This is a genomic window from Pseudomonas sp. QD4 (assembly GCF_049199125.1).
Lineage (GTDB): Bacteria > Pseudomonadota > Gammaproteobacteria > Pseudomonadales > Pseudomonadaceae > Aquipseudomonas.
Genome location: NZ_JBLZOM010000003.1, coordinates 1 through 24,005 on the forward strand (window position 1 = coordinate 1; position 24,005 = coordinate 24,005).

General features: G+C 64.3%; 19 protein-coding genes and 1 pseudogene. 14 read left to right on the plus strand and 6 right to left on the minus strand.

What is annotated here, in order from left to right:
* The 3 genes and pseudogenes from ACOZJV_RS20245 to ACOZJV_RS20255 form a co-directional block, all read left to right on the plus strand.
* Positions 1 to 230: pseudogene (locus ACOZJV_RS20245) on the plus strand (hypothetical protein); the annotation flags it as partial.
* 259 nt (positions 231 to 489) lie between these two features.
* Positions 490 to 1,377, plus strand: a complete 888-nt coding sequence (rhtA, locus tag ACOZJV_RS20250) for a threonine/homoserine exporter RhtA (protein ID WP_421548334.1) — start codon at positions 490 to 492, stop codon at positions 1,375 to 1,377.
* A gap of 179 nt (positions 1,378 to 1,556) precedes the next feature.
* A complete protein-coding gene (locus ACOZJV_RS20255; RefSeq protein ID WP_020297800.1) occupies positions 1,557 to 1,838 on the plus strand; it encodes a hypothetical protein in 282 nt (93 codons plus the stop codon).
* Between the two features lie 11 nt (positions 1,839 to 1,849).
* Here ACOZJV_RS20255 and ACOZJV_RS20260 read toward each other — a convergent pair whose 3' ends face one another.
* Positions 1,850 to 2,413: a TetR/AcrR family transcriptional regulator gene (locus ACOZJV_RS20260; RefSeq protein WP_421548335.1), complete on the minus strand. Its 564-nt coding sequence runs from the start codon at positions 2,411 to 2,413 to the stop codon at positions 1,850 to 1,852.
* Positions 2,414 to 2,506: 93 nt separating this feature from the next.
* Here ACOZJV_RS20260 and ACOZJV_RS20265 point away from each other — a divergent pair, with 93 nt between their 5' ends.
* Entirely contained in the window at positions 2,507 to 3,247 is a 741-nt protein-coding gene (locus ACOZJV_RS20265; protein ID WP_421548336.1) for an SDR family oxidoreductase, read from the plus strand.
* Positions 3,248 to 3,286: 39 nt separating this feature from the next.
* Positions 3,287 to 3,877 carry a 2-hydroxychromene-2-carboxylate isomerase gene (locus ACOZJV_RS20270; protein WP_078470589.1) on the plus strand — a complete coding sequence of 197 codons (591 nt, stop codon included), beginning with the start codon at positions 3,287 to 3,289 and terminating at the stop codon, positions 3,875 to 3,877.
* Positions 3,878 to 3,927: 50 nt separating this feature from the next.
* Here ACOZJV_RS20270 and ACOZJV_RS20275 read toward each other — a convergent pair whose 3' ends face one another.
* From ACOZJV_RS20275 to ACOZJV_RS20290, 4 genes are all read right to left on the minus strand, one after another.
* On the minus strand, positions 3,928 to 5,736 hold the full coding sequence (locus tag ACOZJV_RS20275; RefSeq protein ID WP_421548337.1) for an aminopeptidase P family protein: 1,809 nt from the start codon (positions 5,734 to 5,736) through the stop codon (positions 3,928 to 3,930).
* A gap of 58 nt (positions 5,737 to 5,794) precedes the next feature.
* On the minus strand, positions 5,795 to 6,964 hold the full coding sequence (locus ACOZJV_RS20280; protein ID WP_421548338.1) for a cysteine desulfurase family protein: 1,170 nt from the start codon (positions 6,962 to 6,964) through the stop codon (positions 5,795 to 5,797).
* A gap of 209 nt (positions 6,965 to 7,173) precedes the next feature.
* Entirely contained in the window at positions 7,174 to 7,788 is a 615-nt protein-coding gene (locus tag ACOZJV_RS20285; RefSeq protein WP_020297806.1) for a LysE family translocator, read from the minus strand.
* Between the two features lie 101 nt (positions 7,789 to 7,889).
* Complete coding sequence (locus ACOZJV_RS20290; RefSeq protein ID WP_421548339.1) at positions 7,890 to 8,159, minus strand: hypothetical protein; 270 nt, start codon at positions 8,157 to 8,159, stop codon at positions 7,890 to 7,892.
* Positions 8,160 to 8,557: 398 nt separating this feature from the next.
* On the opposite strand from ACOZJV_RS20290, the gene msuE reads away from it, so the two are divergent.
* The 4 genes from msuE to ACOZJV_RS20310 all read left to right on the plus strand — a co-directional run bounded on the left by msuE (position 8,558) and on the right by ACOZJV_RS20310 (position 12,720).
* Complete coding sequence (gene msuE / locus ACOZJV_RS20295; RefSeq protein ID WP_020297809.1) at positions 8,558 to 9,121, plus strand: FMN reductase; 564 nt, start codon at positions 8,558 to 8,560, stop codon at positions 9,119 to 9,121.
* A 9-nt stretch (positions 9,122 to 9,130) separates the two neighbouring features.
* On the plus strand, positions 9,131 to 10,276 hold the full coding sequence (gene ssuD / locus ACOZJV_RS20300; protein ID WP_078470594.1) for an FMNH2-dependent alkanesulfonate monooxygenase: 1,146 nt from the start codon (positions 9,131 to 9,133) through the stop codon (positions 10,274 to 10,276).
* Between the two features lie 102 nt (positions 10,277 to 10,378).
* The gene (locus ACOZJV_RS20305) at positions 10,379 to 11,596 is read left to right on the plus strand and encodes an acyl-CoA dehydrogenase family protein (protein WP_177326786.1); all 1,218 of its coding nucleotides are present in this window, start codon (positions 10,379 to 10,381) and stop codon (positions 11,594 to 11,596) included.
* Between the two features lie 23 nt (positions 11,597 to 11,619).
* Positions 11,620 to 12,720 (plus strand): sigma-54 interaction domain-containing protein, encoded by a 1,101-nt coding sequence (locus tag ACOZJV_RS20310; RefSeq protein WP_421548340.1) that lies wholly within the window; start codon positions 11,620 to 11,622, stop codon positions 12,718 to 12,720.
* Between the two features lie 2 nt (positions 12,721 to 12,722).
* On the opposite strand, the gene ACOZJV_RS20315 is transcribed toward ACOZJV_RS20310, so the two are convergent.
* Complete coding sequence (locus ACOZJV_RS20315) at positions 12,723 to 13,118, minus strand: antibiotic biosynthesis monooxygenase family protein (protein ID WP_421548341.1); 396 nt, start codon at positions 13,116 to 13,118, stop codon at positions 12,723 to 12,725.
* 109 nt (positions 13,119 to 13,227) lie between these two features.
* Here ACOZJV_RS20315 and soxR point away from each other — a divergent pair, with 109 nt between their 5' ends.
* The 5 genes from soxR to ACOZJV_RS20340 all read left to right on the plus strand — a co-directional run bounded on the left by soxR (position 13,228) and on the right by ACOZJV_RS20340 (position 23,988).
* Positions 13,228 to 13,677, plus strand: a complete 450-nt coding sequence (soxR, locus tag ACOZJV_RS20320; RefSeq protein WP_421548342.1) for a redox-sensitive transcriptional activator SoxR — start codon at positions 13,228 to 13,230, stop codon at positions 13,675 to 13,677.
* Positions 13,678 to 13,760: 83 nt separating this feature from the next.
* Positions 13,761 to 15,641: an AAA family ATPase gene (locus ACOZJV_RS20325; protein WP_102047905.1), complete on the plus strand. Its 1,881-nt coding sequence runs from the start codon at positions 13,761 to 13,763 to the stop codon at positions 15,639 to 15,641.
* The gene (locus ACOZJV_RS20330; RefSeq protein WP_421548343.1) at positions 15,638 to 16,282 is read left to right on the plus strand and encodes a 4Fe-4S cluster-binding domain-containing protein; all 645 of its coding nucleotides are present in this window, start codon (positions 15,638 to 15,640) and stop codon (positions 16,280 to 16,282) included. Before ACOZJV_RS20325 ends, ACOZJV_RS20330 begins: the two co-directional genes overlap by 4 nt.
* A gap of 15 nt (positions 16,283 to 16,297) precedes the next feature.
* Positions 16,298 to 22,657 (plus strand): AAA domain-containing protein, encoded by a 6,360-nt coding sequence (locus tag ACOZJV_RS20335; protein WP_421548344.1) that lies wholly within the window; start codon positions 16,298 to 16,300, stop codon positions 22,655 to 22,657.
* Positions 22,654 to 23,988 carry a hypothetical protein gene (locus tag ACOZJV_RS20340; protein WP_421548345.1) on the plus strand — a complete coding sequence of 445 codons (1,335 nt, stop codon included), beginning with the start codon at positions 22,654 to 22,656 and terminating at the stop codon, positions 23,986 to 23,988. Before ACOZJV_RS20335 ends, ACOZJV_RS20340 begins: the two co-directional genes overlap by 4 nt.
* Positions 23,989 to 24,005 lie beyond the last annotated feature (17 nt).

Sequence of the window (24,005 nt, forward strand, 5' to 3'; positions counted from 1 at the left end):
TACAGCAGCCTCATTTGCTGTCAAGTGATTATTTTCAGAAGTTTTCGAAGATTTCTTCAACAACTTCAACCACTTGCGCTTCCGATCTCTCGTTAGCGGGAGGCGAATTCTACAGCGTTACTCGCTGCTGTCAACACCTTCTTTTCACCGCTTTCGACCGAGAAGATCGAACCGTTAATAGAGCCAAACAACACCGCTCTATCAACTCCTTCTGGGCTTCGATGATCTGAAGCAGCTCGCTGTCGAAAACCGCGTAACTCTTTGTTTACCAAGGAGTTTTCCGTTTCGACTGCGCCGGAAGTGGGGCGAATTATAGACCTCCAGAATCTGCCGTCAACCCCTAATTTGTATTTACTATCAATAACCTGGAAATACCCGCCAATCGCCCTTCTATATAGAAGGAAAGAAACACCTTGAGCAATATATTGCGCAACCCGGACGACTTGAGCATGATGTGCTCCCGCCTGACTAGTTCGGATACATCCAGAAATGAACGATCAACCCCGCAGCCTCGGTGCAACCCTGTTCCCGGTTGGCCTGCTTCTAATCGCCATGGCTTCGATCCAATCCGGCGCCTCCCTGGCCAAGAGCATGTTTCCCGTGGTTGGAGCCCAGGGCACCACCACCCTGCGGCTGATTTTCGCCAGCGTGATCATGTTGCTGCTCCTGCGCCCCTGGCGCGCCAAGCTCACCGCCAAGTCATTGCGCACGGTGCTGGTGTATGGCGTGGCACTGGGCGGCATGAACCTCCTCTTCTATATGTCCCTCAGAAGCGTGCCTCTGGGTATTGCCGTGGCCCTGGAGTTCACCGGGCCGCTGGCGGTGGCTATTTATGCTTCACGGCGTGCAGTCGACTTCCTGTGGATAGGCCTGGCGATCATCGGGCTACTGTTGCTGGTGCCCATTGGCGAGACCAGCGCCAGCATTGACCTGGTCGGCGCAGCCTATGCCCTGGGCGCAGGCGTGTGCTGGGCGCTCTATATATTGTTCGGGCAAAAGGCCGGGGCCGATAACGGCATTCAGACAGCAGCCCTCGGCGTAATGATCGCCGCCGTGGTGGTGGCCCCGGTCGGCATTGTCCATGCGGGCGCGGCTTTGCTGACACCAGCCCTGATCCCGGTTGCCCTCGGCGTGGCAATCTTGTCCACCGCCCTGCCCTACACCCTGGAGATGGTCGCCCTGACCCGGCTGCCCGCCCGCACCTTCGGCACGTTAATGAGCATCGAACCAGCCTTCGGCGCCTTGTCCGGCTTACTGTTCCTGCATGAATACCTGTCCCTGGCGCAATGGCTCGCGATCGCCTGCATTATCCTGGCCTCGGTCGGAGCGACCATGACCATGCGCAGCGAATCCAAACCCATGGTCGCAGCGGATTGATTCTATCTGCGATCTAGCTCTGGTATTTAGCGCTCAATTAAGCGATGTTTAGCCGGCTAATGGAGCGTCAACCACGGACTTTTCGGACAGGGATATCGCAAACGCTAAAGCAGCAGTCAATGCAGGCTCACTGCAGTCACACTCGAGCACCAGACTCGAGGCCGGCATTAAGGACGGGAATGAAACGATTTTTGATACTGTTGGCTGTACTTGCTATTGCAGGCTGCGCCGCGACCGCGAAGACCGAGGTCAAGCGTGGCAAAAAGGGGCTGCATATCAACTGTTCAGGGCTGTCCTCTTCCTGGGACAAATGCTACACCCGCGCTACCGACTCCTGCGGCCCCAAAGGCTATAGGGTGATCGCCAAGTCGGGTGACGGTACGGAAGAACCCGGTGACTACCCGTTCGGGCTGAACCCCGCCGGCTACACCAGCCGCAGCATGATCGTCATCTGCAAGTAAGCGCACGCGCCTCAGGTGGGTTCGCTTAGCTGACTGACGATCCGGTCATGGTTCGACTTCAGCACCTGGCGCTGCATGTCCGGGCTGACCAGCATTCTCGCCACTACCAGTGCCCCCACGCACTGCGACAGGATCGACCAGGCCAGGGCTTCATCGCCCAGGGTCTGGGCCCAGCATTGTTGCAAACGGCAAATCCAGTCCTGCGCCTGCTGACGCACCTCCACCGATGCCCGGGAAATTTCCGCACCCAATGTCGGTAACGCGCACCCAGCCTCCGGTTGTTCGACATGACTCATGCTCAGGTATTGCTTGAGGCAACGGCGCAACCTGGCCTGACTTTGCTCGCCCTCCCCACCCAGCCGCTCGAGGCTATGACTCAGTTCACGCTCGACGATCGTGGCGAACAGTTCGTCCTTGGACGAGAAGTGGCTATAGAAAGCACCGCCACTCAGTCCGATAGCCTTCATCAACCCATCCACACCAACACTGGAAAAGCCTTCCTTCTTGGCCGACACCGCGCTGCTTTGCAGCAGCCGCTCCCGGGTTTCCTGCTTGTGACTGGTTGAATAGCGCATGGTCTGCCTCGCTGATCTCTCGTCTTGACGCGTCGCGAATCGTAGCATAACGTTCGTTTAGTTAACGATCGTTTACTAATGAGTGATCCCACCATGACTGCAATTATTGATAACAAGAAAGTCGTATTGGTCGTTGGGGCTGGCGATGCCACCGGCGGCGCCATCGCCAGGCGCTTCGCCGCAGAAGGGTACGTCGCCTGTGTCACACGACGCAGCGCCGACAAACTGCAGCCGCTGGTCGAGTCCATCCAGCAAGCAGGCGGCGAGGCCCATGGGTTCGCTTGCGATGCACGCAAGGAAGAAGACGTGGTCGCGTTGATCGAGCACATCGAAACCCAGGTCGGGCAGATCGAGGCTTTCGTCTTCAATATCGGTGCCAATGTGCCATGCAGCATCCTTGAAGAGACGGCACGCAAGTACTTCAAGATCTGGGAAATGGCCTGCTTCTCCGGCTTCCTCAATGGACGGGAAGTCGCCAAGCGCATGGTCACCCGCCAGCGAGGGACCATCCTGTTCACCGGCGCCACTGCCGGCCTAAGGGGCGCCGCCGGTTTCGCCGCGTTCGCCGGAGCCAAGCACGGTATTCGCGCGCTGGCACAAAGCATGGCGCGGGAGCTGGGCCCGTTGAATATCCACGTCGCGCACGTAGTGGTCGACGGCGCCATCGATACCGACTTTATTCGCAGCAACTTCCCGGAAAAATACGCGCTCAAGGATCAGGACGGCATCCTCAATCCCGAGCACATCGCCGACAACTACTGGTACCTGCACAGCCAGCCCCGGGACGCCTGGACCTTTGAGCTCGACCTGCGGCCGTGGAACGAGCGCTGGTAACCCCCCCCCCTCAATAACAACAATCAGGGAGTACCCTCCATGAGCAAAAGCGTCGAGTTCTTCTTCGACCTGGGCAGCCCCACGTCTTACCTGGCCTACACCCAGTTGCCCAAGATCTGCGCCGAAACCGGCAGCCAGCTGATTTACCAACCGATGTTGCTCGGAGGCGTGTTCAAGACCACCGGCAATGCCTCACCCGTGACCATTCCCGCCAAAGGTCGCTACATGCTGCAAGACCTTGCACGCTACGCCAGACGCTACCAGGTGACGCTCAACTTCAACCCGCACTTCCCGATCAACACCCTGCAACTGATGCGCGCAGTGACCGGCGTCCAATTGCGCCACCCTGAACGCTTCGGGCAGTTTGTCGATTGCCTGTTCCGCGCGCTGTGGGTCGACCAACTGAACCTCAATGATCCGGCAGTGGTAGCTGCCACCCTGAGCCAGGGCGGCTTCGACCCTCGGGAAATTCTCGCGCTGTGCGAGGATGAAGAGGTCAAGACGGCCCTCAAAGACAAAACCGAGCACGCCCTGCAGCGCGGCGTATTCGGGGCGCCGAGCATGTTTGTCGATAATCAGCTGTTCTTCGGCCAGGATCGTCTGGACTTCGTGCGCGAAGCCCTGAGCTGATCTCCCCACGCCCTGCGCCGCCTGCCAGGGGCAGACGGCGCAATCGGCAATCAGATCGCCGCGGTGCGGGTCTCCAGCCAGGCCAGTGCCGCGCCTTGCAGCAACGGGCTCAGACGCTGGCGAACTTCGGCGTGGTAGGCGTTGAGCCAATCACGCTCGTCCTGGGTCAACAACGAAGGTTGCAGGCAACGGGTGTCGATCGGGCACAGGGTCAGGGTTTCAAACCTTAAGAACTCACCGAACTCGGTACTGCCTGCTTCACGATTCAACACCAGGTTTTCGATACGCACGCCCCAGCGGCCGGGCCGATAGGTGCCCGGTTCGATGGACGTGATCATCCCCGGCTGCATCGCCGTGTGCGGTGCCGGCACGGCCTGGTAGGCAATGACCTGCGGGCCCTCATGGACGTTGAGGAAGTAGCCCACGCCGTGGCCGGTGCCATGACCGTAGTCCACGCCTTCAGCCCAGATCGGCGCACGGGCGATGGCGTCCAGCAAGGGCGAGAGAATGCCCCGGGGAAACTGCGCCCGGGACAGCGCGATGACGCCCTTGAGCACCCGGGTGCAATCAGCTTTCTGCTCGGCGCTCGGGGTGCCGATCGGCACCATGCGCGTGATATCGGTAGTGCCACCCAGGTATTGGCCACCGGAGTCGATCAACAACAGCCCATCACCCTCGATCAGCGCGTGTTCCTCGGGCGTGGCGTGGTAATGGGGCATCGCGCCGTTGGCGTTGAATGCGGCGATGGTATTGAAGCTCAGCGAAACATAACCCGGGCGCCGGGTACGGGCTGCGGTGAGGTGTTCGTCGATGGTCAGTTCGGTGATGCGCTCCTGGCCCAGGGCACTGTCGAGCCAGGCGAAGAACTCGCAGAGCGCGGCACCGTCCTGTTCCATGGCCTGGCGAATATGTTCGGCGTCGGCCAGGCTCTTTTGCGACTTGGCCAGGGTCGTCGGGTTCAGGCCTTCGATCAGGGTCACCGCGCCGTCCAGGTTGCCCAACAAACCGACGGTCACCCGCGCCGGGTCGATCTGCACACTGGCCCCCGCAGGCACCGCGCTCAAGGCGGCGGCCACTTCGCTGTAATCGCGCAGGTTCACACCGTCCTGCTCAAGTACCGCGCGCAGTGCCGGGTCGACCTTGCCCAGGGCCACAAACAAGGTGGCCTGCTCTTGGCTGATCAGGGCAAAGGAGACAAACACCGGGTTGAACGACACATCGGCGCCGCGCAGGTTGAACAGCCAGGCGATGTCATCGAGGGTGGCAATGAAGTGCCAGTCCGCCCCACGCGCCTTCAGGGTTTCCCGCAACTTGGCCAGCTTTTCGACCCGGCTGACCGTGGCTTCGGGTGGCAAGTGTTGATAGATCGGCTGATTCGGCAAGGCCGGGCGATCGCTCCAGACCTGCTCCAGCAGGTCGATATCGGTGCGCAAGCGCGCGCCCCGTTGCTCCAGCTTGTCACCCAGGGTGCGGGCCGACGCCACGGCCATCACCGCGCCGTCCACCGCCACCACCGCGCCTTCGGGCGTGTGCTCGGCCAGCCAGTCCAGGGGCCCGGGTTGCCCCGGCAGCAACTTGACCAGTTCGATACCACTGCCTTTGAGTTCCTTGGTCGCCTGTTCCCAGTACCGGCTATCCGCCCAGACTCCGGCGAAGTCCGCCGTCACGATCAGGGTCCCGACCGAGCCATGAAACCCCGACAACCATTGCCGGCCCTGCCAGTAGCCCGGCAGGTATTCCGACAGGTGCGGGTCGGCCGATGGCACCAGCAATCCGTGGATGCCCTCGCGGCGCATCAGTTCGCGGGTGCGCGCCAGGCGCTGGGGAACCGTTCCATGGGTCAAAGGCTGCGTACTCATTGTCTCTCCTGCTAACCGTTTGGATCATTGTTATAGAAGGTTGAAGCCCGCGCCCTCTTCAGGGTTGGGCCACCGCCCAGAACGCAGGCGCACTGGCCACGGCGGCCTTGATCAACTGTGCGGCCTGATCGATGTCTTGCTCAGTGGTGAAACGCCCCAGGCTCAGGCGGATGGTGCGGCCGGCGGACCGTGCGTCATGCCCCAGTGCCAGCAGCACATGGGACGGCGCATTGCTCGCCGAATTGCAGGCCGAGGTCGCGGAAAACGCCATGGACGCGCTCAAGGCTGCGCCATCGAACGCACCTTCGTTAAAGGTCAGGCTCAGGGTATGGGGAATACGCTGCGTGGCGCTGCCATTGAGCCGCAAACCTGGAATATCGGCCAGTTGTTCGAGCAGGCGCGCGCGCAGATCGGCGATGGTCGCGGCTTCCTGCTCAAAGTGTTCGGCGGCCAGGGCAAAGGCGGCGCCCATCGCGGCAATCTGATGGGTGGCCAGGGTGCCGGAACGCAAGCCGCCCTCGTGGCCGCCGCCGTGAATCTGCGCCTGCAAACGCTGTTGCGCGCGCGGGCCGACATACAGCGCGCCGATGCCCTTGGGCCCGTAGATCTTGTGTGCGGAAAACGACATCAAGTCCACCGGCCATTGCGCCAGATCGATGGCCACCTTGCCCGCGCCCTGCGCCGCGTCCACATGCAGCAACGCACCGCGCTCCCGCACCACCTGACCGATGGCAGGAATATCGTTGACCGTGCCCAGCTCGTTGTTGACCAGCATCAGCGACACCAGAAAGGTGTCGTCACGCAGCGCCTCGCTCACGGCCTGGGCGCTGATCAGCCCTTCGGCATCCGGCACCAGGTACGTCACGGCAATGCCGGCTTCCTGCAGTTGTTTGGCAGTATCGAGAATCGCCTTGTGTTCGATCTGACTGGTGATGATGTGCCCGCCGGGCACCCCGCGTGCCTGGGCCACACCCTTGAGCGCCAGGTTGTTGGACTCGGTGGCGCCGGAGGTCCAGACGATCTGCTCGGCGCTTGCACCCACCAGTTGCGCGACCTGCTGGCGCGCCAGTTCGACACTGCGTCGTGCCTGTTGGCCGAACGCGTGGGAGCTGGACGCCGGATTGCCGAAGTTGCCGGCAAACCCCAGACACTCCACCAGCACCTGGATGACTCGCTCATCCACCGGCGTGGTGGCGGCGTAGTCGAAATAAAGAGGACGTTTATTCATGGCAAAAAACCCACAGAGACTATTCCAGGATCAGGCCGCGGGGCGTCCTGTTGCCGCTCACAGCGCAGGCTCGAAGGCCATGCGACAACGGCAGGACAGCCCGGCAACAGCCGATCGAATGCAGTTAAAGAAAAACAACTTCGTTTAAAAGTGCGTAGGAACGCTCCTGAAATCAGCTTAACAGGCTACTGGCGCCGGGTTGAAGCGGTTCAGCCAAAGCTTTCGAGCAGCAACGGGTACAGGGAAATCACCAGCAGGGCCGCCATGCCCAGATTGAACAGCCGCAGCCAGCGCGGGTTACGCAGCACATTGCGCAACAGGCTGCCGCAGGCCGCCCACAGGCTGACGGTCGGTGCATTGATCAAGGCGAATACCGCCGAGATCACCAGCACATTGGTGAAATAGCCCTGCAAGGGGGTGTAGGTGCTGATGGCACCGACGGCCATCACCCAGGCCTTGGGGTTGACCCATTGAAACGCCGCGGCGCCCCAGTAACTGATGGGTTTGCCCTGGCCTTGCTCGGTCTCGGACATTGGCCCGGAACGGGCGATCTTCCACGCCAGGTACAACAAATAGGCCGCGCCGACATAACGCAACACGCTGTACAGCACCGGGTACGCCTCGAACACCGCGCCCAGCCCCAGGCCGACCGCTAATACGAGCACGAAGAAGCCGCAGCTGATGCCGAGAATATGGGGGATCGAACGGTTGAAACCGAAGTTGACCCCTGACGCCAGGAGCATGGTGTTGTTCGGTCCGGGGGTGATGGAGGTGACCAGCGCAAACAAGGCAAACGCCAGCAGCAGGTCCGGGGAGAGAGTCATGGGGCAAGTCCTTGGGGCAGGTCAGTCAGGCATTGACCTTATTCGAGCCCAGGCGCGAAACCCACGGACAGTTGGAGAAAACTTCGAGCAGTACAGACGCCTCAGCTGGCCCGCCCGTGCAGGTTGAGCCCACGCTCGGCGCTCATCTCACCCTGCTTGTCAAAACCCGGGACCTTTTGCGGCAGGCCCAGCAACTGGGCTTTTTTCTGCTGGTACTCATCGAACGACAAGCCGCGACGGCTCAGCGCCTCCAGGGCCAGTTCCCGGCTTTCTTCAGCCGTGTAGGGCCGCAATTCGGGGGTGGAAGGGCTGGCGCAACCGGCAAGAACGGTGGCGGCGAGCAACAGTAAAAGGGCGGGAAGACGGTTCATGGCGGGTTCCTGGAAATCGGGTTGCGGACAATGAACACAGGCTACTCCCGCCTCCCGGGAGAGAAAAATCAACGGCCTCGATAGTCGCTATCGACTGTTTGTGTACCCGCTATTGGCGGCCCTTATATTTCTTAACGATCTATAAATATGGAAATACGCTCTTTTGAGGAATAACAACAAGGCTTTATAACTGGCCATCCGTTGCACGGCTGTTGCCTGAGCAACTGTTTGCCAGGCAACAGCCAATCAACAAAAGCAGACCCAGGCAACAGCACCCGACACCCTGCCATTGGGCTACAAGCCCCGTAATACCTGGGCTGCGGTCGTTGGTACAGCTCTTGCTCAGGCTCTGGGACTTCTCACTGCTCCTTGAGCCACTGTTTAAAAAGGAACTGATCATGTCGCGTCCATTGAAAGTCGTTGCCCTTTCCGGCGGTACCTGGCGTCCCTCGCGCACCCTGGTGCTGACCCAGGCCCTGCTCGCCGAACTGGCCGAACAGTTGCCGATCGACAGCAAGCTGATCGAACTGGGCGACATTGCCCGGCCCCTGGGCGCCGCGCTGTCGCGTCAGGAGCTGCCGGCCGAGATCGAGGCCGAGCTGCAAGCCATCGAAAGCGCCGACCTGTTGATCGTCGCCGCCCCGGTGTATCGCGGCTCCTACCCGGGCCTGCTCAAGCACCTGTTCGACCTGATCGACCTCAATGCGCTGATCGACACCCCGGTGCTGCTGGCCGCCACCGGTGGCAGCGAGCGGCATGCCCTGGTGCTGGATCACCAGTTGCGCCCGCTGTTCAGTTTCTTCCAGGCCCTGACGCTGCCGATCGGGGTCTATGCCACTGAAGCCGACTTCGCCAATTACCAAATAACCAGTGAGCCCTTGAAGGCCCGCATTCGCCTTGCTGCAGAACGCGCCGCTCCCCTGTTCGGCGCCCATCCGAAAAATCTGCTGAAAATCGCTTAAGGACCTGTCATGGATGTTTTCTGGTTTCTTCCGACCCACGGCGACGGCCATTACCTGGGCACCACCCAGGGCGCGCGCCCGGTCACCCTCAATTACCTGAAACAAGTGGCCCAGGCCGCCGACAACCTCGGTTACCACGGTGTGCTGATCCCCACCGGCCGTTCCTGCGAAGACTCCTGGGTCATCGCCTCGGCCCTGGTGCCCCTCACCGAACGCCTGCGCTACCTGGTGGCGATCCGCCCGGGGATTATTTCGCCCACGGTCTCGGCGCGCATGGCCGCCACCCTGGATCGGCTGTCCAACGGCCGTTTGCTGATCAACGTGGTCACCGGCGGCGACCCCGATGAAAACCGTGGCGACGGGATCTTCCTCGACCACAGCGAACGCTACGAAGTGACCGACGAGTTCCTCAAGATCTGGCGCCGCGTGCTGCAAGGCGAAGCCGTGGATTTCGAAGGCAAGCACTTGCAGGTGCAAAACGCCAAGGCCCTGTACCCACCGGTGCAGAAGCCCTATCCCCCGCTGTACTTCGGCGGCTCCTCCGACGCGGCCCATGACCTGGCGGCCGAACAGGTGGACGTGTACCTGACCTGGGGCGAGCCACCGGCCGCCGTGGCGGAAAAACTCGCCGACGTCCGCGAGCGCGCCGCACGCCATGGCCGGACCGTGAAATTCGGCATCCGCCTGCACGTGATCGTGCGTGAAACCGAAGAGGACGCCTGGAAAGCCGCCGCCAAACTCATCGAGCACATCAGCGACGAAACCATCGCCGCCGCGCAGAAATCCTTTTCCCGCTTCGACTCCGAAGGCCAGCGCCGCATGGCCGCGCTGCACGACGGGCGCCGCGACAACCTGGAAATCGCCCCCAACCTCTGGGCCGGGGTCGGCCTGGTCCGTGGTGGCGCCGGCACCGCGCTGGTGGGCAACCCCGAGCAGGTGGCGGCACGCATCAAGGAATACGCGGACCTGGGCATCGAGAGCTTTATCTTCTCTGGCTACCCGCATCTGGAAGAGGCCTACCGCTTCGCCGAACTGGTGTTCCCGCTGCTGCCGGAACCCTACGCCAGCCTTGCCGGCCGTGGCGTCACCAACCTCACCGGGCCGTTTGGCGAAATGATCGCCAACGATGTCCTCCCCGCACACGCCAAGGCCTGATTGCTCGCAAACCTGTGTCGCGCGGTGGTCGTGCAAAGCCGATGGGCGGTGCTTCATGGCCGGCCCATTGGATGGGAGTACGACTGCTGCGCAGGGTTTGCGATGACCACGCTTCTCCACGAGGAACACCGCGTGACTGCCAAGCCGCAAAGCGCCCTGTTGTCCCCCCTGCAGACCGCCCGCCAACTGGCCGCCGAGTTTGCCCTGACCGCCGTCGAACGCGATGAGCGTGGCGGCACCCCCAAGGCCCAGCGCGATGCCCTGCGCCAGAGCGGGCTGCTGGCCCTGAGTATCCCCACCCAGTACGGCGGCCTCGGCGCCAGCTGGAGCGACACCCTGAACATCGTCCGCGAGTTCGCCAAGGTCGACAGTTCCATCGCCCACGTCTTCGGCTTTCATCACTTGATGCTGGCCACCGTGCGCCTGTTTGCCCGCCCCGAGCAGTGGCAACCCTGGTTCGAACAGACCGCGCGCAAAAACTGGTTCTGGGGCAATGCCCTCAACCCGCTGGACACCCGCACCGTGGTCAAGAACCTCGGAGGCTGGCGCGAGTTTTCCGGCAAGAAGAGCTTCTGCTCCGGCGCCAGCGATTCGGAAATGCTTATCGCCTCGGCGGTCGATGAAAGCGCCGGCGGCAAGCTGCTGATTGCCGCCATCCCCAGCGGCCGCAGCGGCATCACCCTGCATAACGACTGGAACAACATGGGCCAGCGCCAGACCGACAGCGGCAGTGCCAGCTTCGAACGGGTGCGGGTCGAAGAATCGGAGCTGCTGCTCGACCCGGGTCCGCTGAGCACGCCGTTCGCCTGCCTGCGGCCGCTGATCGCTCAATTGACCTTTACCCATATGTTCCTCGGCATCGCCGAAGGCGCGTTCGAAGAAGCCCGGCAATACACCCTGACCGAAACCCGGCCCTGGCATAAATCCAGCGCCCAGGACGTACGCCAGGACCCTTACGTGCTCAGCCACTACGGCGAGTTCTGGGTTGCCCTGGAAGGCGTGCGCCTGTTGGTGGAACGCGCCGCCGACTTGCTGGACAAGGCCTGGGCCCGGGGTCCGGCCCTGAGCGCCGAAGAACGCGGGCACCTGGCCACCGCCATCGCCACCGCCAAGGTCGCCGCCAGCCGCAACGGGCTTGAGCTGTGCAGCAAGTTGTTCGAAGTCACCGGCGCCCGCTCCACCCATGCCTCGCTGCGCCTGGACCGGCATTGGCGCAACCTGCGCACCCAGACCCTGCACGACCCGCTGGACTACAAACTCCATGAGCTGGGCGACTGGGCACTGAACCAGTCCCTGCCGACACCGACTTTCTATTCATAGCCTTCTGTTCCCGGAGCGTGTCCATGCAGCTTTTGACCTTACCGCCCTCGCCCGCGCTGGCCACCTCGATCCGGGCCACCGCCCAGGTCTTCGAGGACCCGAAATCCCGGGCCCTGCTCGCCCACTTGCAACAGGTCGCGCCGAGCGAAGCCAGCGTCCTGATCATCGGCGAGACCGGTACCGGCAAAGAGCTGGTGGCGCGACATATCCACAACCTCAGCGCGCGTCGCAACCGGCCGTTCGTGGCGGTCAACTGCGGCGCGTTCTCCGAATCCCTGGTGGAGGCCGAACTGTTCGGCCATGAAAAAGGCGCGTTCACCGGCGCCCTGAGTGCCAAGGCCGGCTGGTTCGAGGAGGCCAACGGCGGCACCCTGTTCCTGGATGAGATCGGCGACTTGCCGATGGCGATCCAGGTCAAGTTGCTGCGGGTGCTGCAAGAGCGCGAAGTGGTGCGCCTGGGCTCGCGCAAAAGCATCCCGATCGATGTGCGGGTGCTGGCGGCGACCAACGTGCAACTGGAAAAAGCCATCAACGCCGGGCATTTTCGCGAGGACCTGTACTACCGCCTGGACGTGGTCAGTCTTGAACTGAGCCCATTGCGCGAGCGCCCCGGCGATATCCTGCCGCTGACCCGGCACTTTATCGATGCCTACAGCCAGCGCCTGGGTTACGGCAGCGTGTCCCTGAGCAGCGAAGCCGAAGCCAAGCTCAAGAGCTACAGCTGGCCGGGCAATATCCGCGAGCTGGAAAACGTGATTCACCACACCCTGCTGATCTGCCGCAACGGGGTGATCGAGCGCGACGACCTGCGCCTGTCGAACATGCGCATCGAGCGCCAGGACGACGGCCACGGCACCCAGGACGACTCGGCCCAGGCCCTGCTCGAGCGGGCCTTCCATAAACTGTTTGAAGAACAGGCCGGGGCTCTGCACGAGAAAGTCGAAGACGCCCTGCTGCGCGCGGCCTATCGCTTCAGCCATTACAACCAGGTGCACACCGCCAACCTGCTGGGCCTGAGCCGCAACGTCACCCGCACCCGCCTGATCAAGATCGGCGAGCTGGCCGTCAACAAAAGGCGACCGGTCGAAGCCCCCAGCGAACGCACCCTGCAACTGTCGATATAACGTCAGTTGACCCGTTGCGGGGCCGGCGTTTGCGGCTCGACCAACAGACAATGCAGGGCGTTGTCCGGGCTGCGCTCGATGCTGCGCAGCACCTGGAACGAACCAAAGGTCACCGTCCTGGCCTGATAGGCGTGAATCAGCTGCCAGAAGTCCTGCTCGCCGTTTTCAAAACTGCGAAAGGCCGCCTCCCCGGCTTCCCGTGATTGCCATTGCAGGTAGTTGAGGACCCGCCGCCCGTCGTCGCTGGCCTGCACGCTGGCACTCAAGAACCCCTCATGATCCTGGGCCAGACGCTCGGTCTGTACCGACAGTGCGGCCACCAGCCCCGGCTGCTGGTGGGGTTCGATTTCGAATTCGATCAATTGCGTGAAGCTGCGGTTTTTTTCGGGCAGGTGCATGGCCAATCCCCACGGACAAGTGAAAACGGAAATCTTGCGATTCGAAGGTGCGCAGGGTAAAACCTCGAGTTAACTAGAGGTCAAGTCACTTTTTTATCCGGGGCCGTCCATGATCTGCAGCGACAACATCCACAAGGAACTGACCGTCGGCCAACTCTCGGAGCGCAGCGGCGTGGCAGTCACCGCCCTGCACTTCTACGAATCCAAGGGCCTGATCAAAAGCAATCGCAATGCAGGCAACCAGCGCCGCTACCACCGCGAGGTGCTGCGCCGGGTGGCGCTGATCAAGATCGCCCAGCGCCTGGGCATCCCGCTGGCCACCATCGGCGAAGCCTTGCAGGCGTTGCCCGATGGCCGGGCGCCCACGGCAGCGGACTGGAAAAATCTTTCCGCCCAGTGGCGCAATGACCTCGACGAGCGCATCAGCAAACTGATCTGGCTGCGCGACCAGCTCAATGGCTGCATCGGCTGTGGCTGCCTGTCCATGGAAGCCTGCCCGCTGCGCAATTTTGGTGACGTGCTGGGCGAGCGCGGACCGGGGGCGCACCTCCAGGATTAAGCGGGGCTGGTGACCGAGAAGGTTAAGAAATCTGCCGAGTACGTAGGAACAGGCCGTAGGCCGTCGTCAGTAAAATCGACCCTATGCTAATGTCCGCAACTGCCTCCTACATTGAGCACCCTTCCATGCCACGGATTGCCTCCTTCGAAAAGCCGCGCTGGCTGCGCGACCTACTGCGTTTCCTGCCCCTTAAAAGTCAGTTCGTGCTGTCTGGCAATGTCCGCGACCTGCAGGCCAGCGAAGTCGCGCCCGGGGTCATCACGCCCCAGACTTTCAACCTCAACCTGCGCGACGAACTGCTGGCGGCCGGCTACAGCCAGGTCATCAGTTGGGACCCGTTGGCCGGGTTTCGCGTGTTGCAGCCACCCGGGGCCGATCCGGCCATTGCCGACACCCTGCTGCGCGAACTGGGCCTGACCCCGGTGGAAGGCGCCGCGCCAGCCGGCACCGACCTGCTCAGCGCCACCTTGCAGCGCCTGGTCAATCGCCCCGGCGAGCCCCTGGCGCTGATTGTCGATTTTGCCTCGCGCTTGGTCATTCGCAACGACGCCCTGACCCCGGCCGAACACCAACTCTTCACCCAGGCCCTGGTGCTGTCCCACCAGGCCCGGGGCCGCCCGGCCGGCGAGCAGCGCAAACCGTTCTTCAACAGCATTCTCTGGGTGGTGGAAAAAGAAGGCGACCTGCCGGACTGGATGCTGATCGACAACCCTCGCCTGCGCCATATCCCGGTGTCCAAACCCGACCAGCAAGCGCGCCTGGCCCTGGCCCCGGCCTTGCTGCGCGGCCTTGCCGGCGGCCAGGAAGCCAGCGAGGAAACCCAGCACAAAGCCGCCCGCGACTTTGCCGAAAACACCGAAGGCCTGCTGCTCCTCGACCTGAATGCCATCGCCCAACTGGCCCGGGTCGAAGGCCTGGCCTTGGAGCGCATCGGCGATGCGGTGCGGCGCTACAAGGTCGGGGTCACCGAAGACCCGTGGCTGAAGATCGACCGCCAGCGGATTCGCCAGGCCGACGACTTCATCCGCCAGCGGGTCAAGGGCCAGAGCCATGCCGTGACCCACATGCTGGATATCGTCAAGCGCGCCATGACCGGCGTTGGCGCCAGCCGCAAGGGCAATCGACCCCGGGGCGTGGCCTTTCTCGCCGGCCCCACCGGGGTGGGCAAGACCGAACTGGCGAAGACCGTGACCAGCCTGCTGTTTGGTGATGAAAGCGCGTACATACGCTTCGATATGTCGGAATTCAGCGCCGAACATGCCGACCAGCGCTTGGTGGGCGCGCCCCCGGGTTATGTCGGTTATGACGTCGGTGGCGAACTGACCAATGCCATCCGCGAAAAACCCTTCAGCGTGGTGCTGTTCGATGAAATCGAGAAAGCCCACCCGCGCATCCTCGACAAGTTTCTGCAAATCCTCGACGACGGTGTGCTCACCTCGGGCCGGGGCGACCGGGTGTACTTTTCCGAGGCGCTGATTGTCTTCACCTCCAACCTCGGCATCTACCGCCAGGGCGAGAACGGCGAGCGGGTGGCCAACGTACTGCCGGGGGAAACCTTCCCGGTGGTCCAGGGCAAGGTCCTGGGGGAAATCGAGCGTTACTTCAAACTGGTGCTCAACCGTCCGGAGATCCTCAACCGCATCGGCGAGAACATCATCGTCTTCGATTTCATCCGTGAGGACGTGGCCGGCGAGATCTTTCACCAGATGGTCGGCAATACCCTGGCCGACCTCACGGCCCAGGCGCTGCATATCGAACTGGACGCCGGCTCCCTGCAAAGCCTGCGCGACTTGTGCCTGCATGACCTGTCCAACGGCGGCCGGGGCATTCGCAACCAGCTCGAGGCGCACCTGCTCAACCCGCTGGCCCGGGCTCTGTTCGACCAGGATGCGCAACCCGGCGAGCACTTCCAGATCAGCCAACTGAACGCCGAAGGCCTGCTGCTGGAACGCCGTACCCTGTGAATATCAGCCTGTCGCGGGTGCATTTCCCGGTCACCACCCTCGGGCCGGGTCGGCGCCTGGGCATCTGGTTCCAGGGCTGCAGCATCCGCTGCGACGGCTGTATCTCCGCCGACACCTGGGGCCCCGGCAAACGGCCGCTGGCCCTGGCGCAACTGCTGGACGATATCCAGCCGTGGCTGGCCGAGGCCGAGGGCATCACCCTCTCCGGCGGCGAGCCGTTCGACCAGCCCGACGCCCTGCTGGCCCTGCTCGGTGCGCTGCGCCAGCGCACCCGGGTCGATATCCTGGTGTACAGCGGCCACCCGCTGGAAACCCTGCAACCGTTGCTGCAACGCGCCGAGGGTTTGCTCGATGCACTGATATGCGACCCGTTCGAGCAACAACAGGCGCAAACGCGGGTCTTACGCGGCAGCGATAACCAACGCCTGATTTTTTTCACTGAGCTGGGTCGGCAACGCCTGAGTGCCTACGAGCGCCCATTGCAGGCGGACGACCGGGCTCTGGACCTTATGTTCGATGACGATGGCAGCATCTGGATGGCCGGCATCCCTCGCCGTGACGACTTGTTGCAACTGCGCGACCTGTTGCACGAGCAGGGTCACCAACTCCAGATCAGCGCCCATACCTCACGCCGCCGTTAACCGGAATTGCCACCGATGATACGTTTTTGCCCCAATTGCCAGACCGCACGCCCGCTGGCGGAAATCTTTTGCGAAGGCCAGCTGCCGGATGACCGGCCCTGTGGCTGGGAGCTTTCCGCCGAGGCCATCCACCCGGACGGCTGGCACCCGCAACCGGTGATCACCCAGGAACTGCTGGCCCAGCAGCAGACTCTGGACGCCGCGCCCATTGGCCTGCACTGCACCGCCGGGCACCCCATGGACCCCGGCGACATCATGTGCCTGGAGTGCGGCGCCGACCCGGCCAGCGCCGACCCCGTCACCGACCCGGCGCCGGTGGCGGCCCCGGAACCGGCTGCCGCCAGCGGCGAAACCGTGATCGACGGCTGGCGCCTGCTGCGCCAGATCAGCAGCACCGGCGTGCGCGAACGGTTCATGGCCGAGCAGTTGGACAGCGCCCGCCAAGCGGTGCTGACCCTGTACCAGGCTGGCTCCGAGCCGGACCCGGCAGTGTACGAAGTGCTCAAGCGCCTGCCCCGCGAGCACGTGCCGGAAATCATCGCCACCGGGCGCTGGGACGAACGCGCCTATGAAGTGGCCGAAGAACTCACCGGCGGCACCCTGGCCGACCTGGGGATCGTGGTCACTGATGTCAGCGCGGTGCAGCACATCGTCCGCGAGCTGGGCCAGGCCCTGCATGCCTTCAGCGAAGCCGGCCTGCGCCACCGCGACCTGCGCCCGGCGACCCTGCTGGTACGCAGCCGCGAGCCGCTGGACCTGGTGATCAGCGGCTTCGGTTCGGCGCGCCTGTCGGAATTCGACCTGGACATCGTCTCGCCCCTGGAAACCAGCCGCTACATGGCCCCCGAGGCGATTGCCGGCGGCGTGGCCGCAGCGTCGGACTGGTGGAGCCTGGGCATGATCCTGCTCGAGCAACTGACCCAGGGCGCCTGCTTTGAAGGCATCAACGCCAATGCCTACCTGATCCATATCCTGGCCAACGGCGTGCTGTTGCCCGAGGATCTCGACCCGCAACTCGACCTGCTGCTGCGCGGCCTGCTGGCCCGTGACCGCCACCAGCGCTGGCAATGGCCGCAGGTCCAGGCCTGGCTCAATGGCGAGGCGGTCAGCGCCCCCGCCGCCACGGCCGCCGAGGAAGATACCGCCGAAGGCGCAATCATCGCCCTGGACAGCCGGCGCTTTCGCAAGCCCCGGCTGTTTGCCCTGGCCGCCGCCGAAGCGCAGCACTGGGACCAGGCCCTGGACCACCTGCTGCGCGGCGTGATCGTGACCTGGGCCGAACAGGCCGGCCTGGCGCCCAAGTTGCTGGCCGGCCTGCGCCAGGTGGCCCAGCACGAAGGCCTGGAAGATGACGTGCGGCTGATGCTCGCGCTCAAGCTGCTGAACCCGGAAATGCCGCTGATCCAGCGCGGTGACATCGTCACCCCGGGCTGGCTGCTGGAACACCCCCTGGACGGTTATCGCCTGATCAGCGGCCCGGCCCCCGACCTGCTGGAACGCCTGGAGACCGAACACTGGCTGTCGCGGCTCAAGGTACGCGCCGAACAGGTACGCCAGCGCGCCCAGCATCAATCCATCGAACTGGACGAAGACCAGCTGCGGATCTACCTGCTCTCGACCTCCCGCGCGCGCCTGGCGGCGCAGTGGGAAGAGCGTCAGCGCTTGCTGCCCGACAGCGAGCACCACGGCGTGCTGTCACTGTCGGACCGGCGCCTGATCAGCGAAGAAGACCTGATCGTGCTGCTCAGTGCGGCCATCGGCCAGTTCCGTTCGGTGGACGCGATCCTCGAGGAAGCCGCGCAACTGGCCCGGGACGCGGTGGTGCTGAGCTATGAAGACGAAGCGGCGCGCAGCTTGCTGGCGCAGCCACGGTCGTCCATTTACCGCAGCGTCGACGAGCGCATCAGCGGCTTTGCCCGCTGTGGCGTGCCGAGTATCGATGAGTGGGCCGAGCAGTTCCGCCTGGAGCGGCGCATGCCGTTGGCCCGGGCCCTGGTGCTACTGGCGATCCCGGCCGAGCAATGGCTGGAGCCGCAAAAGCAGCATTACGTGTCGCAGATCCTGGATTTCTTTGAGAAGAAGGTTGCCAGCGTGGTCATGCGCGGGCCGCTGGTGCGCATGAGCATCGGCAAGACCACGGCCCGGGTCGACCTCCACGAACTGCACAGCGAACGCAGCCCGGCCCCGGCCCTGCTGGATCACCTGGTGGCGCGCAACGCGCAGCCGATTGCCCTGGACCCGGCCTGCTTCGCCAGCGACGAAGGGCGAGAGGGGCGCCTGAACAGCCTGTACCGGCAAAGCTCGCTGTATAAGCGCGACACCGGGATCGACGGGCTGTACCTGGGCTTTCCGTTCCTGCTGACCCGCGACCCGCGCGGCACCACCCGCACCCGCATCGCCCCGCTGCTGCTGTGGCCGGTCAAGCTGCTGCTGGAAGTCGGCAGCCGTGGCCAGGTGTCCCTGGTGTTCGACAGCGAACGCGAAGAGGTGCGGCTCAACCCGGGCCTGGAAACCCTGCTCGGGATCGACGCCAGCAAGGTCTGGCGCAAGGCCGCCGACGAGCTGCTGGGGCGCTCGGCGCTCAAGGCGGCCGACGTGATGGACGCCTTCGGCATGCTGGCCACCGCCCGTTCGCGGGTGCTGGGGGCACTGCCGCCGGCCACCACCGAGGTGGTCGCCTACCAGGATCAACTGGCCTGCTCCGCGGTGCTGTTCCATGTGGCCTTCATGGGCCAGGCCATCGGCGAAGACCTGCGCCAGCTCAAGGCCCTGCCCCCCGGCGGCACCGGCCTGGAAACCGCCCTGCGCCTGACCGAGGGCAGCACCCAGGCGCCGGCCATGGAGGCGGTGCCGGAACTGCAACGCTTCTTCACCGTGGCCAGCGACCCGTCCCAGGAAGCCGCCGTGCTCCAGGCCCGGCAAGCCCCCGGGCTGCTGGTGGAAGGTCCGCCCGGCACCGGCAAGAGCCAGACCATCGTCAACATGGTGGCCGACGCCATTGGCCGCCAGCGCAGCCTGCTGATCGTCTGCCAGAAGCACGCGGCCCTGGAAGTGGTGCACAAACGCCTGGTGGCCGAAGGCCTGGGCAACCGCATCGTCATGCTCAACGACATCAACCGCGACCGCGAACCGGTGATCCGCAGCGTGCGCGAACAACTGGAGGCACTGTTCAAGGTCGAGGTGGTGGAGCAGCCCTGGTTGCGCCAGCGCGAACGCCTGGCGGCGCGCATCGAAGCCCTGGAAGGCGAGCTGGATCGTTTCCACCAGAGCCTGCACCGTCTCGATGAACACACCGGCCTCAGCTACCGGACCCTGCTCGGCGAGCTGATCGGCCTCGAACAAGGCACCGCGCCGCTGGACATGCCGGTGCTGCGCCAGCGCCTGGCGGCCCTGGACATTGCCGACCTGACGCGCCTGGAAGAAGCCTGCGCGCCCCTGGCCCGGCTGTGGTTGCCGGCACGTTACGAAAACAGCGTGCTCGCCCAGGTCCAGGCCTTCCCCACCGACAAGGCCAGCCTGCAAGCCTTCGACAGCAGCCTGCGAAGCTTTCAGGAAGCCGAACGCACGCGCCTGCAAACCCTGGACAGCCACCCGGCAAGCTTTGAAGTCGAGGACCCGGCGCCCTATCGCGCCTGGCTCGATGGCCATGTGCAAAGCCTGCTCGGCCTCGACGACAGTCATCGCCACCTGCTGGCCCGCTGGCTGCCGCTGTTTCGCAGCCACGGCGGCGAAACGCCCCAGGGCGATGGCCTGATCCAGGCCCTGGAACAACTGGACCTGCAATTGCAGCAGTGCGACCCGGCCCATTACCAGGCCAGCCTGTCGCCGGCCCTCGGCAGCCTGCCACCGGCCGAGCTGCGGGCCTTGCAGAACCGCACCCGCAGCCTGATCCAGGGCACTTCCTGGCTGGCCCGGCTCAACCCCTTGCGCCTGGTGCGCCGCAGCAAGGTGCTGGGCTTCCTCGCCGAACAGGGGGAAAGCGCCAGCGAACAACGGCTGCCGGCCCTGCTCAACGCCGCCCTGCTGGAAAGCCAGTGGCGTCCGCTGCGCCACCAGCTCGGCCAGTTGCACCAGGTGTTGGGCCTGGGCGAAGTGGCCAGCGACAGCGGCCTGGCCCTGCACCCGCTGGTGCGCAATGACCTGCGGCAATTGCAGGACATGCGCGCCCTGGCCCGGGGCCTGGCCGAAGCACCCCGGGTCGACCAGGTGGACGCCGCGATCCTCACCGGCGAGCGGCAGTCCCTGGAAGCCTTGCTCGCTGGTTACGACGCGGCCTTTATTCGCTGCAATGTGCGCCAACTGAGCCTGGCCGCCCTGCAACGCCTGGGGGACTGGCTGGAACCGCCGCTCCTGGCACAGTTGCAAGGCGCGGTGCAGCAGAACCAGAGCAACCTGCTGATCCTCAACCGCCTGGAGGCTGCGCTGCCGACGCTGGCGGCCTATCAGCAGTTCCGGACCCGGGTCGGCCAACTGTCCGCCGCCGACCTTGAACTGCTTGGCGTATTGCGCGAGCAGCAAGCGGCCCTCGATGCCGTGCCGCCCGAACAACTGGAGGCGCTGATCCGGCGCATGCTCAACCGCGAAGCGCGCCTGGGCTGGAAACGGCGCATGGAGCAGCAACTGCCGGAGCTGATGCTGGAGCAAAGCGAAACCGCCGCAAAAATCGCCAGCCTGGCCGAAGCCGACGCGCAGATGCGCCTGCTCAATCGCCAGTTGCTCAGCGAGGGCATCGACGCCGCACGCCTGGGCACGCGCAAGCAATGGGAAGACGTGACGCGCCTGACAGGCCGCCGTTCGCGGCGCCTGCGGGAATTCATCGAGATGGGCTCGAGCCTGGGCCTGATGAGCCTGCGTCCGGTGTGGCTGATGAACCCCGATGTGGCAAGCAGGGTGCTGCCGCTCAAGCCCGGGCTGTTCGACATCGTGATCTACGACGAGGCCTCGCAGATGCCGGTGGAGTTCGCCCTGCCGACCCTGTATCGCGGGCGGGTGACGGTGGTCAGCGGTGATGAAAAACAAATGCCGCCGACCGCGTTTTTCTCCAGCCGGGTCGAGAGCGACGAAGCCGAACTGTTCGACGGCGACCTGCCGCAAGACCAGGACAGCGAAGAACAGCGCGAAGAATTCGAAGACACCTGGAACCGGCGCGAGATCAAGGACTGCCCGGACCTGCTGCAACTGGCCCGCAGTTCGCTGCCGGCCACCACCTTGCAGATCCACTACCGCTCGGCCTACCGCGAGCTGATCGGTTTCTCCAATGCCTCGTTCTATGGCAACCGCCTGAGTATTCCGGTGCGCCATCCCCAGGCCAATATCCTCAGCATCAAGCCCCTGGAGCTGATTCGTGTCGACGGCATCTACCAGCAGCAGAGCAACCCCCTGGAAGCCGAGCGCGTCGTCGAGCACCTGGCCCAGCTGTGGCTGACGCCGTACGACGAGCGGCCGTCGGTGGGCGTGGTGACCTTCAACCGCAAGCAGGCCGACCTGATCGAGGAATGCCTGGAACGCCGCGCCGAACTCGACCCGGTATTCCGCGCCGCCTACAGCCAGGAACGTGAGCGCAGCGAAGACGGCGAAGACATGTCGGTGTTCGTCAAGAACGTGGAAAACGTCCAGGGTGACGAACGCGACATCATTGTTTTCTCTTCGACCTTCGGCCGTAACAGCCAGGGCAGTTTCCGCCGCAACTTCGGTGTGCTCGGGCAGACCGGCGGCGAGCGCCGACTCAACGTGGCGGTGACCCGGGCGCGGAAAAAAGTGGTGATGATCACCTCGATGCCGATTGCCGACATCTCCGACATGCTCAGCACCCAGCGCCCACCGGCCAGCCCCCGGGACTACCTGCAGGGCTACCTGGAATACGCCCGGGCGCTGTCGGCCGGGGAATTCAGCACCAGCCAGAACGTACTCGGGCGCCTGCTCACCGAGCGCCCGGAAGTGCGCCTGCAACACAGCGCCCACAGCGACGGCTTTACCCAGGCCGTGGCGGCCTTTGTGCAAACCCTGGGCTGGACCGCAGCGCCGGCCAATGAAGGCGATGCCTTCGGCCTGGATTTCGCCATCGAAAACCCGGCCACCGGGCTGTACGCCATCGGCATCGAATGCGACACCCCGCGCCACGCCCTGCTCGGCCGCGCCCGTTCGCGGGAGATCTGGCGGCCATCGGTGCTGCGCCGGGCCATTCCCCATATCCACCGGGTCTCGTCCCAGGGCTGGTACCAGGATGGCGACGCCGAGCGCGCCCGCCTGCAAGCCGCCATCGAACGCGCCCTGAGCCAGCCGGTCGTGGCCCCGCCATTGGTGGCCCCGGCCCCGGCCATAGTCGCCGAGCCGGACGCAGTGCAGCCCCTCCTCGACACGGAAGACACCCCATGAGCGGCCCTAAAGTCGTACGCATCATTACCCGCGAAGAAGTCCTCGAGATCTGCGCCGGCCATTTGCGCCGCCTGGAAAAAGCCATCGCCCGCTGGGAGCAGCAAGCTGCACGGATCGGTGAGCTCAACGCCGACGAACAGGCCGCGACCTATGCCCGTCGCGATCAACTGCGACGCCTGATCGACGCCGACCAGTTACGCGAACTGCAAACCCTGGTGCCGATCGAGATCGAGTTTCTCCAGCGTGACCTGGCCCAACGCGAAGAGCGCGCGGTGCAACGCGCTGCCGAGCAGCGGCAATGGCAGCGGCGCCTGCGGGAAAACGCGGCGACCCTGCTCAAGGCCCTGCAAGGCAAAGAGGCGCCGGCCGCGCTGCTGGAGCAACTGCACGCCCTGGCAGACGGCCGAGGGGACGAACAGGCCGAAGGCATTCTGGCCGAGGGCTTTGCCGCACTCAGCGCGACGCCGGTCGACAGCAGCCTGAGCGAGGCGCAGCAACAATTGGCCCGGCGCCTGCAAACCGACACCGCGCCCCAGACCCTGGCCCAGTGGCGCGCCGCCCATGAACAACGCGAACCCCGCCTGCTCGACATCGATCGGCATATCGCCCACCTGCAGACCCTCGATAGCGACGCCAGCGCCGAGCCGTACCTGGCCAAGCTGGTGTTGATCGAAAGCGAACACCGGAGCCTGCAACGCAACCTGCTGCTGGACAGCCTGGTGCTGGAACTGGCCGCGGCCACCCGCGCCAGCACCGAACGCCGGGGGCGCCTGGCCCAGTTGCAGGATCTGGCGGCGGAAGTCGAGACCCTGCTCGGCGAAGCGGCCCAGGACTTGCTCAGCCAGGTGCAGCAGTGCGCCGCCGACGACCCGCACAGGGTCAATGAGCTGATCGAACAATGCACCGCACTGATCGCCGAGCACCTGCAACACCAGGCCGCTTTGGCCCGGCGCCAGGCGGTATTGGAAGGCTTGAGCAGCCTGGGCTACGAAGTCCGTGAAGGCATGGCCACGGCCTGGGCCGACAAGGGCCGGGTGGTGCTGCGCAAAACCGCCACCCCGGGCTATGGCGTCGAAGTCGGCGGCAGCGCCGACAATGGCCGGCTGCAAGTGCGTGCGGTGGCGCTGACCGCCAATCACGACAGCCAGCGCGACCAGGACATCGAAACCATCTGGTGCGGCGAATTCCAGCGCCTGCAGGCCCTGCTCGCGGCCCAGGGCGATGACCTGAGCATCGAAAAGGCCCTGGCCGTGGGCGCGGTCCCGCTCAAGGAAGTGGCGCTGGATGAAGCGCTGGTGCAGCACGACGTGCGTCAGCTGCGCACCTTGTGACAACGCCCGGCGGGCAC

Excerpts from the sequence above, each read along its gene's own strand:
- ACOZJV_RS20290 (WP_421548339.1), bottom strand. The coding sequence starts at position 8,159 with ATGAACCGTCTTCCCGCCCTTTTACTGTTGCTCGCCGCCACCGTTCTT.
- ACOZJV_RS20280 (WP_421548338.1), bottom strand. The coding sequence starts at position 6,964 with ATGAATAAACGTCCTCTTTATTTCGACTACGCCGCCACCACGCCGGTG.
- ACOZJV_RS20335 (WP_421548344.1), top strand. The coding sequence starts at position 16,298 with ATGATACGTTTTTGCCCCAATTGCCAGACCGCACGCCCGCTGGCGGAA.
- ACOZJV_RS20325 (WP_102047905.1), top strand. The coding sequence starts at position 13,761 with ATGCTAATGTCCGCAACTGCCTCCTACATTGAGCACCCTTCCATGCCA.
- ACOZJV_RS20305 (WP_177326786.1), top strand. The coding sequence starts at position 10,379 with ATGACCACGCTTCTCCACGAGGAACACCGCGTGACTGCCAAGCCGCAA.
- ACOZJV_RS20265 (WP_421548336.1), top strand. The coding sequence starts at position 2,507 with ATGACTGCAATTATTGATAACAAGAAAGTCGTATTGGTCGTTGGGGCT.
- ACOZJV_RS20275 (WP_421548337.1), bottom strand. The coding sequence starts at position 5,736 with ATGAGTACGCAGCCTTTGACCCATGGAACGGTTCCCCAGCGCCTGGCG.
- ACOZJV_RS20315 (WP_421548341.1), bottom strand. The coding sequence starts at position 13,118 with ATGCACCTGCCCGAAAAAAACCGCAGCTTCACGCAATTGATCGAATTC.
- ssuD (WP_078470594.1), top strand. The coding sequence starts at position 9,131 with ATGGATGTTTTCTGGTTTCTTCCGACCCACGGCGACGGCCATTACCTG.
- ACOZJV_RS20270 (WP_078470589.1), top strand. The coding sequence starts at position 3,287 with ATGAGCAAAAGCGTCGAGTTCTTCTTCGACCTGGGCAGCCCCACGTCT.
- msuE (WP_020297809.1), top strand. The coding sequence starts at position 8,558 with ATGTCGCGTCCATTGAAAGTCGTTGCCCTTTCCGGCGGTACCTGGCGT.
- ACOZJV_RS20310 (WP_421548340.1), top strand. The coding sequence starts at position 11,620 with ATGCAGCTTTTGACCTTACCGCCCTCGCCCGCGCTGGCCACCTCGATC.
- ACOZJV_RS20255 (WP_020297800.1), top strand. The coding sequence starts at position 1,557 with ATGAAACGATTTTTGATACTGTTGGCTGTACTTGCTATTGCAGGCTGC.
- rhtA (WP_421548334.1), top strand. The coding sequence starts at position 490 with ATGAACGATCAACCCCGCAGCCTCGGTGCAACCCTGTTCCCGGTTGGC.
- ACOZJV_RS20285 (WP_020297806.1), bottom strand. The coding sequence starts at position 7,788 with ATGACTCTCTCCCCGGACCTGCTGCTGGCGTTTGCCTTGTTTGCGCTG.
- soxR (WP_421548342.1), top strand. The coding sequence starts at position 13,228 with ATGATCTGCAGCGACAACATCCACAAGGAACTGACCGTCGGCCAACTC.
- ACOZJV_RS20260 (WP_421548335.1), bottom strand. The coding sequence starts at position 2,413 with ATGCGCTATTCAACCAGTCACAAGCAGGAAACCCGGGAGCGGCTGCTG.
- ACOZJV_RS20340 (WP_421548345.1), top strand. The coding sequence starts at position 22,654 with ATGAGCGGCCCTAAAGTCGTACGCATCATTACCCGCGAAGAAGTCCTC.